General features: G+C 71.1%; 15 protein-coding genes. 11 read left to right on the top strand and 4 right to left on the bottom strand.

The features are described from left to right. The first annotated feature begins 4 nt into the window (after window positions 1-4). Both DEI83_RS07735 and DEI83_RS07730 read left to right on the top strand, forming a co-directional pair. Entirely contained in the window at window positions 5-604 is a 600-nt protein-coding gene (locus tag DEI83_RS07735) for a TetR/AcrR family transcriptional regulator (RefSeq protein ID WP_111081222.1), read from the top strand. Window positions 605-688: 84 nt separating this feature from the next. Next, window positions 689-1,414, top strand: coding sequence for a hypothetical protein (locus tag DEI83_RS07730; protein ID WP_111081220.1), 726 nt, complete (start codon window positions 689-691; stop codon window positions 1,412-1,414). 11 nt (window positions 1,415-1,425) lie between these two features. Here DEI83_RS07730 and DEI83_RS07725 read toward each other — a convergent pair whose 3' ends face one another. Further along, window positions 1,426-2,493 (bottom strand): cation diffusion facilitator family transporter, encoded by a 1,068-nt coding sequence (locus DEI83_RS07725; RefSeq protein WP_111081218.1) that lies wholly within the window; start codon window positions 2,491-2,493, stop codon window positions 1,426-1,428. Window positions 2,494-2,744: 251 nt separating this feature from the next. Here DEI83_RS07725 and ileS point away from each other — a divergent pair, with 251 nt between their 5' ends. The 4 genes from ileS to ndk are packed head-to-tail and all read left to right on the top strand — an operon-like array spanning window position 2,745 to window position 8,313. Then, the gene (ileS, locus tag DEI83_RS07720; RefSeq protein WP_111081216.1) at window positions 2,745-6,002 is read left to right on the top strand and encodes an isoleucine--tRNA ligase; all 3,258 of its coding nucleotides are present in this window, start codon (window positions 2,745-2,747) and stop codon (window positions 6,000-6,002) included. After that, window positions 5,999-7,456 carry a folylpolyglutamate synthase/dihydrofolate synthase family protein gene (locus DEI83_RS07715; protein ID WP_111081214.1) on the top strand — a complete coding sequence of 486 codons (1,458 nt, stop codon included), beginning with the start codon at window positions 5,999-6,001 and terminating at the stop codon, window positions 7,454-7,456. The genes ileS and DEI83_RS07715 overlap by 4 nt, the downstream gene beginning before the upstream one ends. Continuing rightward, window positions 7,453-7,860, top strand: coding sequence for a DUF4233 domain-containing protein (locus DEI83_RS07710; RefSeq protein WP_111081212.1), 408 nt, complete (start codon window positions 7,453-7,455; stop codon window positions 7,858-7,860). The genes DEI83_RS07715 and DEI83_RS07710 overlap by 4 nt, the downstream gene beginning before the upstream one ends. A 33-nt stretch (window positions 7,861-7,893) precedes the next feature. Further along, window positions 7,894-8,313, top strand: coding sequence for a nucleoside-diphosphate kinase (gene ndk / locus DEI83_RS07705; protein ID WP_111052520.1), 420 nt, complete (start codon window positions 7,894-7,896; stop codon window positions 8,311-8,313). A gap of 86 nt (window positions 8,314-8,399) precedes the next feature. Here the strand turns inward: ndk and DEI83_RS07700 are convergent, their stop codons facing one another. Both DEI83_RS07700 and DEI83_RS07695 read right to left on the bottom strand, forming a co-directional pair. Next, complete coding sequence (locus DEI83_RS07700; RefSeq protein ID WP_111081210.1) at window positions 8,400-9,266, bottom strand: thioredoxin domain-containing protein; 867 nt, start codon at window positions 9,264-9,266, stop codon at window positions 8,400-8,402. Between the two features lie 137 nt (window positions 9,267-9,403). Then, the gene (locus DEI83_RS07695; RefSeq protein ID WP_111081207.1) at window positions 9,404-10,009 is read right to left on the bottom strand and encodes a vitamin K epoxide reductase family protein; all 606 of its coding nucleotides are present in this window, start codon (window positions 10,007-10,009) and stop codon (window positions 9,404-9,406) included. A 324-nt stretch (window positions 10,010-10,333) separates the two neighbouring features. On the opposite strand from DEI83_RS07695, the gene DEI83_RS07690 reads away from it, so the two are divergent. Beyond that, window positions 10,334-13,540 (top strand): Rne/Rng family ribonuclease, encoded by a 3,207-nt coding sequence (locus DEI83_RS07690; RefSeq protein WP_111081205.1) that lies wholly within the window; start codon window positions 10,334-10,336, stop codon window positions 13,538-13,540. A 1-nt stretch (window position 13,541) separates the two neighbouring features. Next, window positions 13,542-14,198, top strand: coding sequence for a hypothetical protein (locus DEI83_RS07685; RefSeq protein WP_111081203.1), 657 nt, complete (start codon window positions 13,542-13,544; stop codon window positions 14,196-14,198). Between the two features lie 232 nt (window positions 14,199-14,430). On the opposite strand, the gene DEI83_RS07675 is transcribed toward DEI83_RS07685, so the two are convergent. Then, on the bottom strand, window positions 14,431-14,700 hold the full coding sequence (locus DEI83_RS07675) for a DUF4031 domain-containing protein (RefSeq protein WP_111081201.1): 270 nt from the start codon (window positions 14,698-14,700) through the stop codon (window positions 14,431-14,433). 212 nt (window positions 14,701-14,912) lie between these two features. Here DEI83_RS07675 and rplU point away from each other — a divergent pair, with 212 nt between their 5' ends. The 3 genes from rplU to obgE all read left to right on the top strand — a co-directional run bounded on the left by rplU (window position 14,913) and on the right by obgE (window position 17,157). Continuing rightward, the gene (gene rplU, locus DEI83_RS07670) at window positions 14,913-15,221 is read left to right on the top strand and encodes a 50S ribosomal protein L21 (RefSeq protein WP_110823834.1); all 309 of its coding nucleotides are present in this window, start codon (window positions 14,913-14,915) and stop codon (window positions 15,219-15,221) included. Between the two features lie 15 nt (window positions 15,222-15,236). After that, a complete protein-coding gene (gene rpmA, locus DEI83_RS07665; protein ID WP_111081199.1) occupies window positions 15,237-15,488 on the top strand; it encodes a 50S ribosomal protein L27 in 252 nt (83 codons plus the stop codon). An 85-nt stretch (window positions 15,489-15,573) separates the two neighbouring features. After that, on the top strand, window positions 15,574-17,157 hold the full coding sequence (gene obgE, locus DEI83_RS07660; protein ID WP_258371102.1) for a GTPase ObgE: 1,584 nt from the start codon (window positions 15,574-15,576) through the stop codon (window positions 17,155-17,157). Window positions 17,158-17,167: the final 10 nt, after the last annotated feature.

The following is a 17,167-nucleotide window of genomic DNA, read 5'->3' as shown; positions in this document are numbered from 1 at the left end:
GGGCATGGACGAACCGATCCGCCGCGGCGGGCGACCGCGCCGCTCGAGCGCCGAGGTGCTCGCGGACGCCGCCGCCGAGCTCTTCCTCGAGCAGGGCTACGGACGGACCACGGTCGACCAGATCGCCGCCCGTGCCGGCGTCAGTCGGGCCACCTTCTTCAACTACTTCACCGCCAAGTCCGACGTCATGTGGCTCGACCTCGACGCAGCCGTCGCCGACCTGCCGCAGCACCTGGCGTCCTCGACCGAGTCGAGCACCGTCCGTGCCGTCGAGGAGGCTCTGCTCGCCGCCGCCCGGGCGCACGACCCGGAGCGCGTGCCGTGGGCGATCGCGCAGGCCGAGGTCATGGACGTCGGGGACGGACTCGTCGCGAGCGTCGCCACCCGGGTGACCGCGCAGCACCAGGCGGTCGCGTCCTTCGTCGCCGGTCGGACCGGGGAACACGTGGGATCGCTCTGGCCGCAGACCGTCGCGGGGGCGATGCTCGGTGCCGCCGCTGCGGCGTTCGGTGTCTGGGTGTCGGACGGGGTCGCTCGACGTCCGCTCGTCGAGTACGTCGCCGCCGCGCTGACGCCCGTGGTCGCGGGGCTCGACGCACGCTGACGGCCCCGGTCTGGTGGCACCGGTCCGCTGGTAGGTTCTGGGTGCGCCGTCCGAGGGGGACGGCCACCGACATCAGGGGGACCCGTGTCCGACACACCCGATCAGCAGCCGTCGTCGTCCGGACCGGGTCCGGAACCGGACCACACCGGAGGGCCGGACGGTCTGTCGGACCGTGGGCAGGGCCTCCCGGCCGACCAGGGCCAGGTGCCCCTGGCACCGCAGTGGACCGGCGGGCGGGACGCGCGCACCGGGGCCCCGCAGGACCCGGCGACCCCGGCGCCGCAGGTGCCCGGGCAGCAGCAGTACCCGGGCAGCGCGCAGCAGCCCTGGCCGGGTCAGGGCGCTCCGGTCGCGCAGCCCGGCGGTGCCGCCGCGTTCGGGACCCAGCCCCCGCAGCAGTCCCGGGGTCGCCGTGCGCTGGTCACCATCGCGGGCATCCTCGCGTTCGTCATCGCCGCCGCGCTGGTGCGGTGGGGCTTCGCCTCGTTCGGCGGTCCCTCGAAGCAGGAGCTCGTCGACGAGGGCGTCGCGAAGATCTCCGAGCAGACCACGTTCCCGCGGCAGGTCGACGAGATCACGACGTGGACCGGGGTCGAGGCCGAGGACGAGGCGATCCACTACCGCTACCGCGTGGACGCTGACCCGGCTGCCGTCTCCGAACGGACGATCCGCGACTCGGTGCTGTCGAACCTCTGCTCGACGGACGCGACCCGCGACATCCTCGAGGAGGACATCGCGATGCGGTACTCGTACGTCTTCACCGGCTCCGACCAGACCGTCGACCTGGAGTTCACGAACGACGACTGCTGAGCGTCCCGGGGTCAGGCGCGGAGCGTGCCGGCGCCGCCCGATGCGACGTCCTCGACGGTGCCGTCTCGCACCACGTCGGGGATGTCGTCGCTGGTCGGCCGCAGCACCGGTGCGCCCGGCACGGACAGCGTGAGCACCGCCTCCTCGACGTACTGGCTCTGCTCCAGCGAGTCCTCGATCCGGCGGAGCCGACCGGCCACGTGCTCCTCGGTGTCGTTGCCGACGAGGTCGACCGCGGCGACGAGGTAGACGCCGGACGGTCCGACGAACTCGAGGTGCAGGTAGCTCACGCTTTCCACCTGCTCTCGGGCGAGCAACTCGACGAGCACGGCGTTCTCGAGCTCCGGGGACGTGCTCTCGCCGAGCAGGAACCGGCGGTTGCGGTCGATGAGGACGATCGCGACGACCCCGAGCAGCAGCCCGACGGCGATGGACCCGATCGCGTCGAACACGGCGAGCCCGGTGACCTGGTGCAGGAAGACCCCGAGGAACGCGATGACCAGGCCGATGAGGGCGGCCGCGTCCTCGGCGAAGACGGCTCGGAGCGTCGGGTTCGACGACTGCAGCACGTGGCGGAGCACCGGGACCCGGCGCTTCGTCGCGGCGCCGCGCGCCTGTCGGTACGCCTGCAGGAAGCTCGTGCCCTCGAGCAGGAACGAGACGCCGAGCACGATGTAGTTCAGCGTGACGTCCTCGGCCGGGCCGGTGTCCCCGAGCTCGCCGATGCCGTGGGTGATGGAGACGATCGCGCCCGCGGTGAAGAGCCCGAACGCGGCGAACATCGACCAGATGTACGTCTCGCGGCCGTAGCCGAGCGGGTGTCTCGCGTCGCGCTTCCGGGCACCCCGTCGTTCCGCGACGAGCAGGAAGACCTCGTTCCCGGTGTCGGCCCACGAGTGCGCGGCCTCGGCGACCATCGACGCCGAGCCGGACACGAGGGCGGCGACCGACTTCGCGATCGCGACGAGGAGGTTCGCCCCGAAGGCGATGAGGACGGTGAGCAGCGACTCGGGCTTCTGCTGTGAGGACGAAGCGTCCGGAGTGGTCTCCGGAGCCTCGGGGGAGGACGACGAGGGCATCGCTCCAGCATGCTCCCGTCCGGTAGAGTCGGACCCACAGGCATCGATCCGGCCATCACCGGGGAGCCTCCCGGAAGAACGCGGCTCCCGACGGGGGCCGTCACTAGAACCGGGCGGGTTCGGGACCGACATCACCCCGACGCAGAGTGGTCACGAGCAGGCGTCGCGCCGGTCCGTGGCAAGCGAGGTGGTACCGCGGAGCGCAGGCTCCGTCCTCGTGGTCCAGTTCCACCGACCTCCAGGAGCCTCCCGTGCGGTACCCGCTGAACTCCGACTCCGACGGCGTGACCCCGTCCCCGTCCTTCCCCGCGGTCGAGGACGGCATCCTCGCCTTCTGGAAGGGCGACGACACCTTCCGTGCCTCCATCGCCCAGCGCGAGGGCTGCGACGAGTGGACGTTCTACGACGGCCCGCCGTTCGCCAACGGCCTGCCGCACTACGGGCACCTGCTGACCGGGTACGCGAAGGACGTCTTCCCGCGCTACCAGACCATGCGCGGCAAGCAGGTGCACCGCCGCTTCGGCTGGGACACGCACGGCCTGCCCGCCGAGCTCGAGGCGATGCGGCAGCTCGGCATCACCGAGAAGCACGAGATCGACGCCATGGGCATCGACGTCTTCAACGCGGCCGCGAAGCAGTCCGTGCTGCAGTACACCGACGAGTGGCAGCAGTACGTGACCCGCCAGGCGCGCTGGGTCGACTTCGAGGACGACTACAAGACGCTCGACGTCACGTACATGGAGAGCGTCCTCTGGGCGTGGAAGACGCTGTGGGACAAGGGCTTGGCGTACGAGGGCTTCCGGGTCCTGCCGTACTGCTGGAACGACCAGACCCCGCTGTCGAACCACGAGCTCCGCATGGACGACGACGTCTACAAGACGCGCCAGGACCAGTCCGTCACGGTCGCGTTCCCGCTGACCGGTGCGCGGGCCGCGGAGCTCGGGCTCGAGGGCGTCCGCGCCCTCGCCTGGACGACGACCCCGTGGACGCTCCCGACGAACGCCGCGCTCGCGGTCGGTCCGGCGATCGCGTACGCGGTCCTGCCGGCCGGGCCGGGAGGCGCGGCTGACGGTGGCGCCGCAGGCTCGGCCCGGTACCTGCTCGCGTCCGACACGGTCGCCGCGCACGCGAAGGACCTCGGCTACGCCTCGGCCGAGGAGGCCGTCGCCGCCGTCACCCGGACGGTCGAGGGCCGGGAGCTCGACGGCGTCACCTACGAGCGCCTGTTCGACTTTCTGTCGGAGACCGAGGGCATGGAGAACGGCTGGAAGATCCTCGTCGCCGAGTACGTCGAGACCGGCGAGGGCACCGGCATCGTGCACCAGGCTCCCGCCTACGGCGCCGACGACCAAGAGGTCTGTGCCGCCGCGGGCATCCCCGTGGTGCTCTCCCTCGACGAGGGCGGCCTGTTCACCTCGCAGTTCGGCGAGGTCGCAGGCATGCTCTGGTCGGACGCGAACAAGCCGCTGACCAAGGCCGTCCGCGACGCCGGCCGGCTCCTCCGCCAGGCGTCCTACGAGCACAGCTACCCGCACTGCTGGCGCTGCCGCAAGCCGCTCATCTACAAGGCGGTCTCGTCGTGGTTCGTCCGCGTCACCGAGTTCCGTGACCGCATGGGCGAGCTCAACCAGGACATCACCTGGGTGCCGGACAACGTCAAGGACGGCCAGTTCGGCAAGTGGGTCGGCAACGCCATCGACTGGTCCGTCTCGCGCAACCGGTACTTCGGCACGCCGATCCCGGTGTGGGTCTCCGACGACCCCGAGCACCCGCGTCAGGACGTCTACGGCTCGCTCGAGGAGATCGAGCGTGACTTCGGTCGCCTGCCCCGGAACGCCGAGGGAGAGGTCGACCTGCACCGCCCGTTCATCGACGAACTGACCCGACCGAACCCGGACGACCCCACCGGGAAGTCGACCATGCGCCGGATCACCGACGTGTTCGACGTCTGGTTCGACTCCGGGTCGATGCCGTACGCGCAGGTGCACTACCCGTTCGAGAACCGGGAGTGGTTCGACACCCACAGCCCGGCGGACTTCATCGTCGAGTACATCGGGCAGACCCGCGGCTGGTTCTACGTCATGCACGCGCTGTCGACCGCGCTGTTCGACCGCCCGGCGTTCACGAACGTGGTCAGCCACGGCATCGTCCTCGGCTCCGACGGGCAGAAGATGTCGAAGTCGCTGCGGAACTACCCGGACGTGTCCGAGGTGTTCGACCGCGACGGTGCCGACGCGATGCGCTGGTTCCTCATGTCGTCGTCGGTGATCCGCGGCGGCAACCTCGTCGTCACCGAGGAGGGGATCCGCCAGGGCGTCCGCGAGTTCCTCCTGCCGCTGTGGTCGACGTACTACTTCTTCACGCTCTACGCCAACGCGTCGGGGGAGTCGGGGTACCAGGCGAGCCGCAGCACCGCGAGCACCGACGTGCTCGACCGGTACCTGCTCGCGAAGACCCGGGTGCTCGTCGCCGACGTCACGACGCACCTCGACGCGCTCGACACCCCGCTGGCCGCGCAGGCGATCCGCGACTTCGCCGACGTGCTCACGAACTGGTACGTCCGACGCTCGCGGGACAAGTTCTGGGCCGGCGCCGAGACCTCCGCGGAGGCCCGTGCCGCGTTCGACACGCTGTTCACGGTCCTCGAGACGCTCGCCCGGGTGGCGGCGCCGCTGGCACCGCTCGTCACCGAGGAGGTCTGGAAGGGCCTGACCGGTGACCGCAGCGTGCACCTGACGGACTGGCCGTCGGCCGACGAGTTCCCCGCTGACGACGCCCTCGTCGCCGCGATGGACCGGGTGCGGGACGTCGCGTCGAAGGGTCTCGCGCTCCGCAAGGCGACCGGCAAGCGCGTCCGCCTGCCCCTCGCCACGCTGACCCTCGTCGTGCCGGACACCGCCGCCGTCGAGCCGTTCTCGGACATCCTCCGCGACGAGCTCAACGTGAAGCGGGTCGTGCTCGAGCAGCAGGCCGAGGAGTCTCTGGCGCAGTACGGCATCGAGCGGAAGCTCACCGTCAACGCCCGCGCGGCCGGCCCCCGCATCGGCAAGGCCGTGCAGCAGGTGATCCCGGCCGCCAAGAAGGGCGACTGGACCGCGACCGAGACCGGTGTGACCGTCGGCGGCATCGACCTCGTCGAGGGCGAGTTCACGCTCGACCTCACCGTGGCCGACACGTCGAAGGCCGTGGCGTTCCTCGACGGCGGCGGGTTCGTCGTCCTCGACACCGTCACCACGCCGGAGCTCGAGGCCGAGGGCATCGCCCGCGACGTCGTGCGCGCCGTGCAGCAGGCTCGTCGTGACGCCGGTCTGGACGTCAGTGACCGCATCGTCCTGACACTCCGAGCGGACGAGGCGGCAGCAGCGGCGATCGGCGTGCACGAGACGCTCATCGCGAACGAGACCCTCGCCGGTGGAGTGCAGGTCGTGCCGACGGTGTTCGGTCAGGACGAGGACACCGTCGCGGTCGGCGACGGAGCGAAGGTGACCGTGGAGGTCCAGCGCGCATGAGTGACAGCAACGAGTACGACATCCCCGCCGAGGACGCGGACGGCATCGAGATCCCCGTCGGCCCGGCGGGCGACACCGCTCCCGGCGAGGAGCTGCCCTACGGCGGGGACGACGACGAGGTCCGCCGGGTCGAGGCGGCGCTCACGGCCCGGATCGGGGAGCAGGCACCCGAACGGCGTCTGACCGCCACCCGACGTGCCGTCGAGCTCCTCGGCGACCCGCACCTGGCGTACCCGGTCATCCACATCACCGGGACGAACGGCAAGACGTCGACCGCTCGGATGACCGAGAGCATCGTCCGCGCCCACGGGCTCCGGACCGGTCTCATGACGAGCCCGCACCTGGTGTCGATCCGGGAGCGCATCGTCATCGACGGCGAGCCCATCGCCGCCGACCGGTTCGTCGAGAACTGGGACGACATCACCCCCATCCTCGAGATGACCGACGCCGAGCTCACCGCGAAGGGCGAGCAGCCGCTGACGTTCTTCGAGGCGCTGACCGTGCTGGCGCTCGCGTGCTTCGCCGAGGCGCCCGTCGACGTCGCCGTGATCGAGGTCGGCATGGGCGGCGAGTGGGACTCCACCAACGTCGTACAGAGCCAGGTGCAGGTCTTCACCCCGATCGCCATCGACCACGCGAAGCAGCTCGGCAGCACCGTCGCCGAGATCGCCCGCACGAAGTCCGGCATCGTGAAGCCGTCGTCGTCGGTGGTCACGAGCGCGCAGACCGCAGAGGCCCTCGCGGAGCTCGAGCGCGCGGCCGAACTCACCGAGTCGACCCTCGCGGTCGAGGGTGCCGGCTTCCGCGTGACGAGCGACACCCCGGCCGTCGGCGGGCAGCTCGTCAGCGTGCAGGGCATCGCCGGCACGTACGACGACCTGTTCGTCCCGCTGTTCGGTGCTCACCAGGCACACAACGCGGCGGTGGCGATCGCTGCGGTCGAGTCGTTCCTCGGGCGGGGGAGTCAGGCGCTCGACGAGGACGTCCTCAGCGAGGGGCTGGCCAACGCCACGAGCCCCGGGCGCCTCCAGCCGATCGCGACCGGACCGACCGTCGTGGTCGACGCCGCGCACAACCCGCACGGGGCGAAGGCACTCGCCGATGCGCTCCCGGTGGCGTTCCCGTCCGGGCACGTCGTCGGCGTCGTCGGGATCCTCCGCGACAAGGACGCCCGCGGGTTCGTCCGGGCGTTGAAGGACACCGTCGCGACCTTCGTCGTGACGCAGCCGCCGGGGGAGCGCGCCCTGGACGCGGACGAGTTCGCCCGGGTCGTCGTCGACGAGGTCGGCAACGACCGGGTCGTCGTCGAGCCCTCGCTCGCTGGTGCCCTGCAGGAGGCCCGTGACCTGGCCGACGACGCCGACGCCGAGGACGCGATGGTCCTGGTCGCCGGCTCGATCGTCATGGTCGGTGCGGTCATGGACCTGGTCCACCGGGAAGGCGGGACGAAGTGACGGACGCCGGCGAGGCCTCCCGGCCACCCCGCACCCGCCGACCGCGTCGCGACCGCGGAGCCCGCGAGAGCCTGCTGTCGATCACGCTCGTGCTCGAGGCGATCATGTTCTTCTTCCCGATGCTCGTCGTCTACGGCAAGCACACCCTGCCGGCCGGACTCGCGTTCGGCGGGGGACTCGCGGCGATCGTCGTGCTCGCCCTCGCGTCCCGGATGACGGGTTCCCGGGCCGGTGTATGGTTCGGGTGGCTGCTGCAGGCGGCCATCCTCGCCACCGGGTTCATCGAGCCCTTCATGGTCGTGGTGGGCCTGGTGTTCCTGGCGTTGTGGGTCTTCTGCTTCGTCAAGGGCGGTCAGCTCGACCGGCAGAACGCCGCCCGTCGCGCCGCACTCGGCGAGGACTGATCCATCCCACCTCGAACCGCAGGGAGTCCCGCTGTGTCCGAACTCGAAGAGACCCTCGTCCTCGTCAAGCCCGACGGCGTCGCCCGCCAGCTCACCGGTGAGATCCTCCGCCGGATCGAGGCGAAGGGCTACGAGATCGTCGACCTGAAGATGCTGACCGCGCCGCGCGAGCTGCTCGACAGCCACTACGAGGAGCACCAGGGCAAGCCGTTCTTCGAGCCGCTCGTCGAGTTCATGCAGTCCGGACCGGTCGTCGCCGTCCGCGTCGCGGGCAACGGCGTCATCGCCGGGTTCCGCTCGCTGGCCGGCACCACCGACCCGACCTCGGCCGCGCCTGGCACCATCCGCGGTGACCTCGGCCGCGACTGGGGCCTCAAGGTCCAGCAGAACCTCGTGCACGGCTCCGACTCGGCCGAGTCCGCCGCCCGTGAGCTCGGTCTCTGGTTCGCCTGACTCGGACTGATCGGACCAGTTCCGCTCGGTACGGCAACGGCCCCGCACTCCTCGGAGTGCGGGGCCGTCGTCGTGCGGTGCGGGTGTTACTGGCCCGAGGCGCCGTTCGCCTCGACGAAGGCGGCGAACGCCTGCGCGTCGGCCCACGAGTTCGTGCCCTGGCCGTTGTACTGCTTCCCGTTGACGATGACCGTCGGTGTGCCGGTCAGCTTCGGCAGGTCCGAGTTCGGCAGCGGCTCGGTGAGCGCCCGGTTCGTGGCGTCCGCCACCCAGCCGGCGAACTCCTGGTCGGTGATGCACGACTCCACCTTCGCGTTCGTCGCGCCGGCCTCCTTCGCGATGTCGGCCAGCTCGTCGTTGCTGAGCCCGCGGGTGTTCTCCGACGGCTGGTTCTCGTAGAACGCGCTGTTGACGTCGAGGAAGGCCTCGGGGTCGTAGTTCGCGACGCAGGCGGCGGCGGCAGCCGAGCGGGTGGAGTACTTCGAGCCGAGCGACGCGCGGTCGAGCAGGTTGAACGGGCGCACCTCGAGCGTGGCGGTACCGTCCTGGACCCACTGCTTGATCTGGTCCATGTTGCCGGTCTCGAACTGGTTGCAGATCGGGCACATGTAGTCCTCGTACACGGTGATGTTCGTGACCGAGTCGTCCTGCTTCGTCGGTGTCGGCTCCCCGCCCTCGGGGATGGCCTTCGTCTCGACGGGGACGATCTTGCCGCTCTCACCGGTCAGGACGATGCCGTCACTCGCCATGTTCTTCGGTCCGGGCCCGACGGGCTGGATCGAGTTGGCGATCACCAGCACGACGACCGCGACGAGCGCGAGCGACCCGACGATGATCCCGCTGATCGTGAGCGTCTTGTTCCGACGCCGACGGGCCTGCTCCTTCTGGCGGGCCTCGCGGGCACGCTCGCGCGCAGCATTCCGGCGCGCCTTCTTGCTCTCGTTGTCGCTCATCGGGAACGAGCGTAATGCCCGCGGGCAACACGATCGGGCCGCTGTGCTGGGAAGCACCCAGGAATCCGGTGACGCGTCACCGGTGTTGTCGGCGGACGGTCACGACCGCCGGGGTCGGACGGGGCACCGACCCGGGCTCAGAGCGTGGTCAGGACCGTCGGGAACTTGACGAGGATCACCACGATGATGAACAGGTAGTTCGCCAGCGGGAACGCCCAGCAGAACGGCAGCAGTGCTCGGCCGACGCGGCGGGCGCCGGCACCGAAGGGCAGGTTCCCCTTCGCCAGGTTCCAGATCGTGAACACCCAGAACATCGGGATGGTCATCGCCCACACGAGCATGCACCAGGGGCACAGGTACCCGATGAACCAAACGGTCTGGGTGAAGAGCCACGTGACGAACACCCAGGCCAGGAGCAGCCCGGCGTTGAAGAGCGTCCAGAACCACTTCGTCCCGCGGAAGCCCGCCAGCAGCACCGCGCCGACGGCGATCGGGGCGACGAAGCCCATGACGCCGAGCACCGGGTTGGGGAAGCCGAACAGGTGTCCCTGGGCGCTCGCCATGACGTTCGAGCAGTTCACGAAGGGGCTGACGTCGCACGACAGCACGGCCTGCGGGTTCTCGTACTTCTCGAACTCGTCGAGGACCAGCCGGAAGGCCGCGTAGAGCCCGACCACGCCGGTGACGAGCAGCAGGATCGCGACGGCGACGGGGCGGCGGGGAGCGACAGGCGTGGAACTCACGGCGTCATCTTCGCACGGGGCTCCCGACGTTCTCCGTGACCGCGTGCGATGATGGGGGAGTCACCCGGCCGATCCGGGCGACGACGAGAACTTGCCGGGCCACCGCCCGGACGTGATGGTGCTGTGAGAGAGCACCGTGACCGGACGACGCGTCACCTCCGACGCCGAGCCGCCGTGAGCCGGGTGCCCACGACGACGGACGCGGAGACGACGGACCGGTCACGCAACAGCAGCGAGCGCGGGGGCGGAGTCGCCGCCCGCACCGAAACGAGAGAATTCCCGCCACCCTCCGGGTGCGTGCGGGGTCGAGGAGTGCACCAGTCCATGGTGGATCAGAACGAGAACCAGAACCAGAACACCGACGACGCGCCGAAGCGCCGGACCCGCCTCTTCGGCGGCCGCCGCGCCCGGTCCGGCGGCCTGGAGGCCCACGAGCCGTCTGACACGTCGACGGACGCGGTCGAGACGGTCAGCTCGGACGACGAGCCGGATGTCGCCGGGTCGGTCGACGTGACCGGTTCGGTCGACGTGACCGAGGCGGTCGACGTCGTGGACGGCGCGGACGTCGTCGACACCGCCGACGTGACGGACACGGCCGAGGCGGACGTCGAGCAGACGCCCGAGGCCGACGAGCTCGTGCTCGACACCGCCACCGGTCCCGTGCCGGTCGCCGAGGACGTCAGCACCCGCACCGGAGACGCCACCGTCGCGGACACGGCCGGTACCGCCGCGCAGGCCGGTACCGCAACGCCGACCGGCACCGCTGCGCACGACGAGACGGCCGCGCAGGACGACACCGCGGGCCAGGACGCGACGGCCGCGCAGGACGAGACCGCGGGCCAGGACGTGACGGCCGGCCAGGACGACACGGCGGCCGGTCCGGACGAGTCCGGTGCCGCACCGACCGTCAGCGCGGCGGACGCGAGCGACGAGGCGGACGCGGAGCGGGCCTCCCGTCTGGCCCGGACCGGCGAGACCGCCGAGCCGACCCCCGCCGAGCCGTTCGTCCCGAAGGCCACGAGCACGCTCAGCCTGATCTTCCACGCCCCGGTGCTGCCCGACCTGCCGGCCCGCCCTGAGCGCGACCGCTCCGGCCGCGACCGGTACGAGCGCAGTGAGCGTCCGGAGCGTGGCGGCCGTGGTGACGGCTACGGCCGTGCGGACCGTTTCGACCGCGACGACCGCGACGACCGTCCGGAGCGCAGCGAGCGCGCCGACCGGTCCGATCGCTGGGACGACGAGGACCGCGACGAGCAGGGCGGCCGCCGCCGGACCCGCCGCCGGGGGAGCAGCAGCGACCGCGAGCAGGCGGAGCCGCGCCGCCGCGAGCCGGAGCTCATCACCGAGCCGCAGCGCATCAAGGGCTCGACGCGCCTCGAGGCGAAGAAGCAGCGCCGCCGGGACGGGCGTGACGCCGGGCGTCGCCGTCAGGTCGTCACCGAGGACGAGTTCCTCGCCCGCCGCGAGAGCGTCGACCGCCAGATGATCGTCCGGTCGAGTTCCTCCACGATCGAGATCGGCGTGCTCGAGGACAACGTCCTCGCGGAGCACTACGTCACCAAGTCGCAGAACGTCTCGCTCATCGGGAACGTCTACCTCGGCAAGGTGCAGAACGTCCTGCCGTCGATGGAGGCCGCCTTCGTCGACATCGGCCGCGGCCGCAACGCCGTGCTCTACGCCGGCGAGGTCGACTGGAACTCGGTCGACACCAGCCACGGTCGTCGTATCGAGGCCGCCCTCAAGCCGGGCGACAAGGTCCTCGTGCAGGTCACGAAGGACCCGGTCGGCCACAAGGGCGCCCGCCTGACCAGCCAGGTGTCGCTGCCGGGCCGCTACCTGGTCTACGTGCCGAACGGCTCGATGAACGGCATCTCCCGCAAGCTGCCGGACACCGAGCGTGCCCGCCTCAAGAAGATCCTCAAGGAGGTCCTCCCGGAGCACGCCGGCGTCATCGTCCGCACGGCTGCCGAGGGCGCCACCGAGGACCAGCTCACCCGTGACGTGCAGCGCCTCACCAGCCAGTGGGAGGCCATCGAGAAGAAGGTGCAGAGCGGGCAGGCCCCGGTCATGCTGCACTCGGAGCCCGACCTGCTCGTCAAGATCGTCCGCGACGTCTTCAACGAGGACTTCACGAAGCTCATCATCGACGGCGAGTCCGCCCGCCAGACGATCGACGAGTACCTGACGGCCGTGGCGCCGGACCTCAAGGACCGCGTCGAGATCTACGACGGACCGGACTCGTTCGAGGAGTACCGGCTCAACGAGCAGATCGAGAAGGCCCTCGACCGCAAGGTGTGGCTGCCCTCCGGCGGTTCGCTCGTGATCGACCGCACCGAGGCCATGACGGTCGTCGACGTCAACACCGGCAAGTTCGTCGGCTCCGGGGGCAACCTCGAAGAGACGGTGACGAAGAACAACCTCGAGGCCGCCGAGGAGATCGTCCGCCAGCTCCGCCTGCGCGACATCGGCGGGATCATCGTCGTCGACTTCATCGACATGGTCCTCGAGGAGAACCGGGACCTCGTGCTCCGCCGCCTCGTCGAGTGCCTGAGCCGGGACCGCACGAAGCACCAGGTGGCCGAGGTCACCTCGCTCGGCCTCGTGCAGATGACCCGCAAGAAGATCGGTGTCGGCCTGCGCGAGTCACTCGACGAGGTCAACGCGAAGGTCAACGACAACAACGCCGATCCCGGTCCGAGCAAGGGCCGCCGCAAGGCCAGGGGCGGCAACGGGAACGGGAACGGCGGGGCCGCCAACGGCGGCAACGGCGGGTCCGAGCAGAAGTCGTCGGCGCACCAGATCACGGACGACGTCAAGCACGCGCTCTCCCGGATCGCCGCGTCGACCATCGCGCACGAGGAGTCCGGCGAGCCCCTGACGGGGATCGCCACGACCGTGTCGCCGGTGTCGCCGGTGACGGTCGCCTCGCCGACGTCGCCGGTCGCCCCGGTGGCCGAGACGCCGAGTGAGTCCACCGGTGGGTCGAAGCGTCGTCGTCGTCGCGGGAGCCGGGCCGGTGACGCGCAGCAGGCGTCCACGCTCGAGACCCCCGCGGCCGAGGCCGTCCTGCCGGGCACGACGTCCAGCAGTGACACGACCGCCGCGCAGCAGGCCGCTGCCGCACCCGAGGAGCAGCAGCCCGCTGCCGTCTCCGGCACCCGGGAACCCGCCACGCAGCAGCCCGTCACGCAGCAGCCGGTCGCAGCGGAGCCCGTCACGCCGGTCGTGCCGAAGGAACGCCCCGCCGGCCGTCGGCGGGTCAGCTCCTCGGCTGCGATCACGCCGGCGGACACCACGGTCGCCATCCTCGACATCCCGGTCGGCGTCGCGAAGCGCGAGCCGCGCCGGGTCAGCGAGGAGGCAGCGGAGTCGCTCCTCGACTCCGTCCTGCAGGCACTCCCGGAGCCCAAGCAGCCCGGCCAGGGACGCTCGCGGTCGCGTCGCGTCTCCTCCGGCAGCATCAGTGCTCCGGCGAACCCCACCGGCACCGAGGGCACCGAGGACGACGGCACCGTCATCGTCGGGCAGTGACGTGACCGACGAGCGCCGTCCGGGTGGTCACGGTCCCGTGCCGGACCGTGACCGCCAGGACGGCGGCTGGACCGCCGTGCCCCGGCGCGCCCCGCAGCCGGCAGGGACGTACACCGGGTACCGGACGCCGGTCGTCGTGCCAGGAGCCTCCTCACTGGCCACGACGGGCGCGGCCCTCACGGTCGTGAGCGTCGTCGTGGTGGAGTTCGTGGCGGGCCTGGTCGGCCTGATCGGGACGAGCACGATCGTCGGGCCCTTCCGGAACCACGGCGGGACCAGCCTGGTCGAGGCGTTCGTCCAGGGCGTCTTCGTCGCACGCTTCCCGTTCCACCTGGCTGCCTTCCTCGTGCTGGCGTTCCTGGTGCCCGTCGTACCCAGGGCTCCGTTGCCGGTGGTCCTGCTGCGCGCCGTGCTCGCCGGTGCGGGCGGCACCCTCGTGCTCGCACTCGTGGGCGTCGCCACCGGGGCGTACGAAGCCGTCCGTCAGGGGACGCTCGGGCAGGGCATCGGCCGGCTGCTCGTCGACGTGGTGACCACGCCGGTGCAGATCGGGCTGCCGCTCACCCTCATGCTCCTCGGGTCGTCCACAGTGGCCTGGCTCTGGCTCGGACGCCCGCGCTCCCGACCGTCCCACCCGTCCGGGCCGCCGGAGGGCTGAGGCCGGCGGTCGCGCCTCGACACGACGTGGCGTCATGCCCGGCGCCGTGCGGCCGACCTCGGCCGGGCCGAGCGGCGGCGCAGCCGCGCGGCCGGCCTCGGCCGGGCCGAGCGGCGGCCGGTGGCCGTGGGCCGTGGGCGACAGGCCGCGCGCCGTCCTCCCGGCCCCGTCCCGGCGCACTGACGACGTGACCAGAGCCCGGGGGAGCGACCGATCGCGTCGCCGAGCCGTCTCAGCGCCGTTTGTCGCGCTGTGGGACCCGCAGCCCGCTCGCGATGAGCCGCAGCACGAGCTCGCGACCGGTCACCGGCGAGGCCCCGGAGGCCACCAGCTCGGCGTACCGGGCCTGCGGCACGTCGTAGTGGTCGTGGTCGAACGCACGTCGTGGGACACCCGCCCGGTCGGCGAAGGCGTGGAGCTCGTCGTAGGATGAGTCACTGACCAGGTGTGACCAGAGCGTGTCGTGCGCGGGCCAGGCCGGGGGATCGATCAGCACGGTCATCCCGCCATGGTACGCGTGTCGGCGTTTGACCCACCTGGTCGGATCGAGTATTCTCGATCCCTGGTGTCAGCGGGCCGTTCTGCCTGCGTCGCCGATCCACTCGGGGTGACCCGGGACCCGGGGTGACCCGGGCAGTCCGGGGCGACTCGGGCGGATCGCGCAGAAGTGGGCACCCGAGACTTCCCTCAAGCAGAGTTACGTAAGGAATCCACGTGGTTTACGCAGTAGTGCGCGCCGGCGGCCGTCAGGAGAAGGTCGAGGTCGGCTCGATCATCACCATCGACCGCATCAAGGCCGACGACAATGGCAACATCGACCTCGCGCCGGTGCTCCTCGTGGACGGGGACAAGATCACCTCCGCCGCGGCCGAGCTCGCGAACGTGACGGTCACCGCCGAGGTCCTGGCTGACCTCCGCGGCCCGAAGGTCATCATCCAGAAGTTCAAGAACAAGACCGGTTACAAGAAGCGCCAGGGCTTCCGCGCGGACCTCACGCGCGTCAAGGTCACGAAGATCGCGTAAGGCGGGAGCAGAGACATGGCACACAAGAAGGGTGCGAGTTCCACTCGCAACGGTCGCGACTCGAACGCACAGCGCCTCGGCGTGAAGCGCTTCGGTGGCGAGGTCGTCAACGCCGGCGAGATCATCGTCCGCCAGCGTGGCACGCACTTCCACCCCGGCGCGAACGTCGGCCGCGGTGGCGATGACACGCTGTTCGCCCTCTCGGCCGGTTCGGTCGAGTTCGGCACCAAGGGTGGCCGCAAGGTCATCAACATCGTCAACGCGTAGTCGCTGACGAACGACATCAGCGGGAGGGGCAGGCCGTGTGCCTGCCCCTCTTCTGTATTCCCCCACGACAACCAGGAGTGAACCCATGGCGACGTTCGTCGACCGCGTGACCCTGCACCTGACGGCAGGCAACGGTGGCAACGGCTGTGTGTCCGTCCGTCGCGAGAAGTTCAAGCCCCTCGCCGGGCCCGACGGTGGCAACGGCGGTGACGGCGGCGACATCGTGCTCGTCTCCGATCCGCAGGTCACCACACTCCTGGGCTACCACCGGTCGCCGCACCGCTCCAGCCGCAACGGGCAGCCGGGCATGGGGGACCACCGCAGCGGTGTCAGCGGTGAGACGCTCGAGCTCCCGGTCCCCGTCGGCACGGTCGTGTACGACGAGGACGGCGAGGTGCTCGCGGACCTCACCGAGCCGGGCATCCGCGTCGTCGTGGCCCCCGGTGGGCAGGGCGGGCTCGGCAACGCCGCGCTGGCGACCACGAAGCGCAAGGCCCCGGGGTTCGCGCTGCTCGGCACCGACGGCTGGAGCGGGGACGTCAGCCTCGAGCTGAAGACCATCGCCGACGTGGCCCTGGTCGGGTACCCGAGCGCGGGGAAGTCGTCGCTCATCGCCGCGATCTCGGCAGCGAAGCCGAAGATCGCCGACTACCCGTTCACGACCCTCACGCCGAACCTCGGCGTCGTCGAGTCCGGCACGACCCGCTTCACCGTCGCCGACGTCCCCGGCCTCATCGAGGGCGCATCGGAGGGCAAGGGCCTCGGGCTCGAGTTCCTCCGGCACGTGGAGCGCTGCGAGGCACTCCTGCACGTCATCGACTGCGCGACGCTCGACGCCGGCCGCGACCCGGTGAGCGACCTCGACGTCATCCTCCGTGAGCTCGAGCAGTACCCGGTCCCCGAGGGACAGGTGCCGCTCCTCGAACGTCCGCAGCTCATCGCGCTCAACAAGATCGACGTGCCGGACGCCGCCGAACTCGCAGCCTTCGTGACCGCCGAGTTCGAGTCGCGCGGCTACCGCGTCTTCCCGATCTCGACCGCTTCGCACAAGGGCCTGCGCGAGCTGACGTTCGCCCTGGCCGACGTCGTCGAGCAGGCGCGGGCCGAACGTGCGGCCGAGCCCGAGGTCGAGCGCATCGTCATCCGCCCGAAGGCCGTCGACGCGAAGCCGTTCACGGTGCGTGCCGAGGGCGGCGAGGAGCACCGCTTCTACCGCGTCCGCGGCGCGAAGCCGGAGCGCTGGGTCCAGCAGACCGACTTCACCAACGAAGAGGCGATCGGCTACCTGGCCGACCGCCTCGCGAAGCTCGGCGTCGAGGACGGCCTGTTCAAGGCCGGTGCCGTCGCCGGCTCGACCGTCGTGATCGGCGGTGAGGGCGGGATGGTCTTCGACTGGGAGCCCACGCTCACGTCCACCGCCGAGCTCATCACGAGCGCCCGCGGCACCGACGCCCGACTCGACCTCAACGCCCGTCCGACGCGCAACGAGCGTCGCGCGGACTACTTCGAGCGGATGGACGCCAAGGCCGCAGCCCGCGCCGAGCTCGAGCAGGAGCGCCGGGCCGGGCTCTGGGCGGACGACGACGCCGTCGACACGGACGCGACCCCGACCGGCGCCGACACGGCTGCTGCCGAGCCCCTCGAGCAGGCGGCCGGCGAGCGGGACTGACCCGGGAGCG

The sequence above is a fragment of the Curtobacterium sp. MCBD17_021 genome, assembly GCF_003234525.1.
Lineage (GTDB): Bacteria > Actinomycetota > Actinomycetes > Actinomycetales > Microbacteriaceae > Curtobacterium.
Note: the sequence above shows the minus strand (reverse complement) of the source record. Positions and strands in the feature narration are given on the sequence as shown.

What these genes read in the sequence shown, in the direction of transcription:
- rpmA (WP_111081199.1), top strand. Translation starts at nt 15,237, where the DNA reads ATGGCACACAAGAAGGGTGCGAGTTCCACTCGCAACGGTCGCGACTCG.
- DEI83_RS07735 (WP_111081222.1), top strand. Translation starts at nt 5, where the DNA reads ATGGACGAACCGATCCGCCGCGGCGGGCGACCGCGCCGCTCGAGCGCC.
- DEI83_RS07725 (WP_111081218.1), bottom strand. Translation starts at nt 2,493, where the DNA reads ATGCCCTCGTCGTCCTCCCCCGAGGCTCCGGAGACCACTCCGGACGCT.
- DEI83_RS07690 (WP_111081205.1), top strand. Translation starts at nt 10,334, where the DNA reads ATGGTGGATCAGAACGAGAACCAGAACCAGAACACCGACGACGCGCCG.
- obgE (WP_258371102.1), top strand. Translation starts at nt 15,574, where the DNA reads ATGGCGACGTTCGTCGACCGCGTGACCCTGCACCTGACGGCAGGCAAC.
- DEI83_RS07675 (WP_111081201.1), bottom strand. Translation starts at nt 14,700, where the DNA reads ATGACCGTGCTGATCGATCCCCCGGCCTGGCCCGCGCACGACACGCTC.
- DEI83_RS07700 (WP_111081210.1), bottom strand. Translation starts at nt 9,266, where the DNA reads ATGAGCGACAACGAGAGCAAGAAGGCGCGCCGGAATGCTGCGCGCGAG.
- DEI83_RS07715 (WP_111081214.1), top strand. Translation starts at nt 5,999, where the DNA reads ATGAGTGACAGCAACGAGTACGACATCCCCGCCGAGGACGCGGACGGC.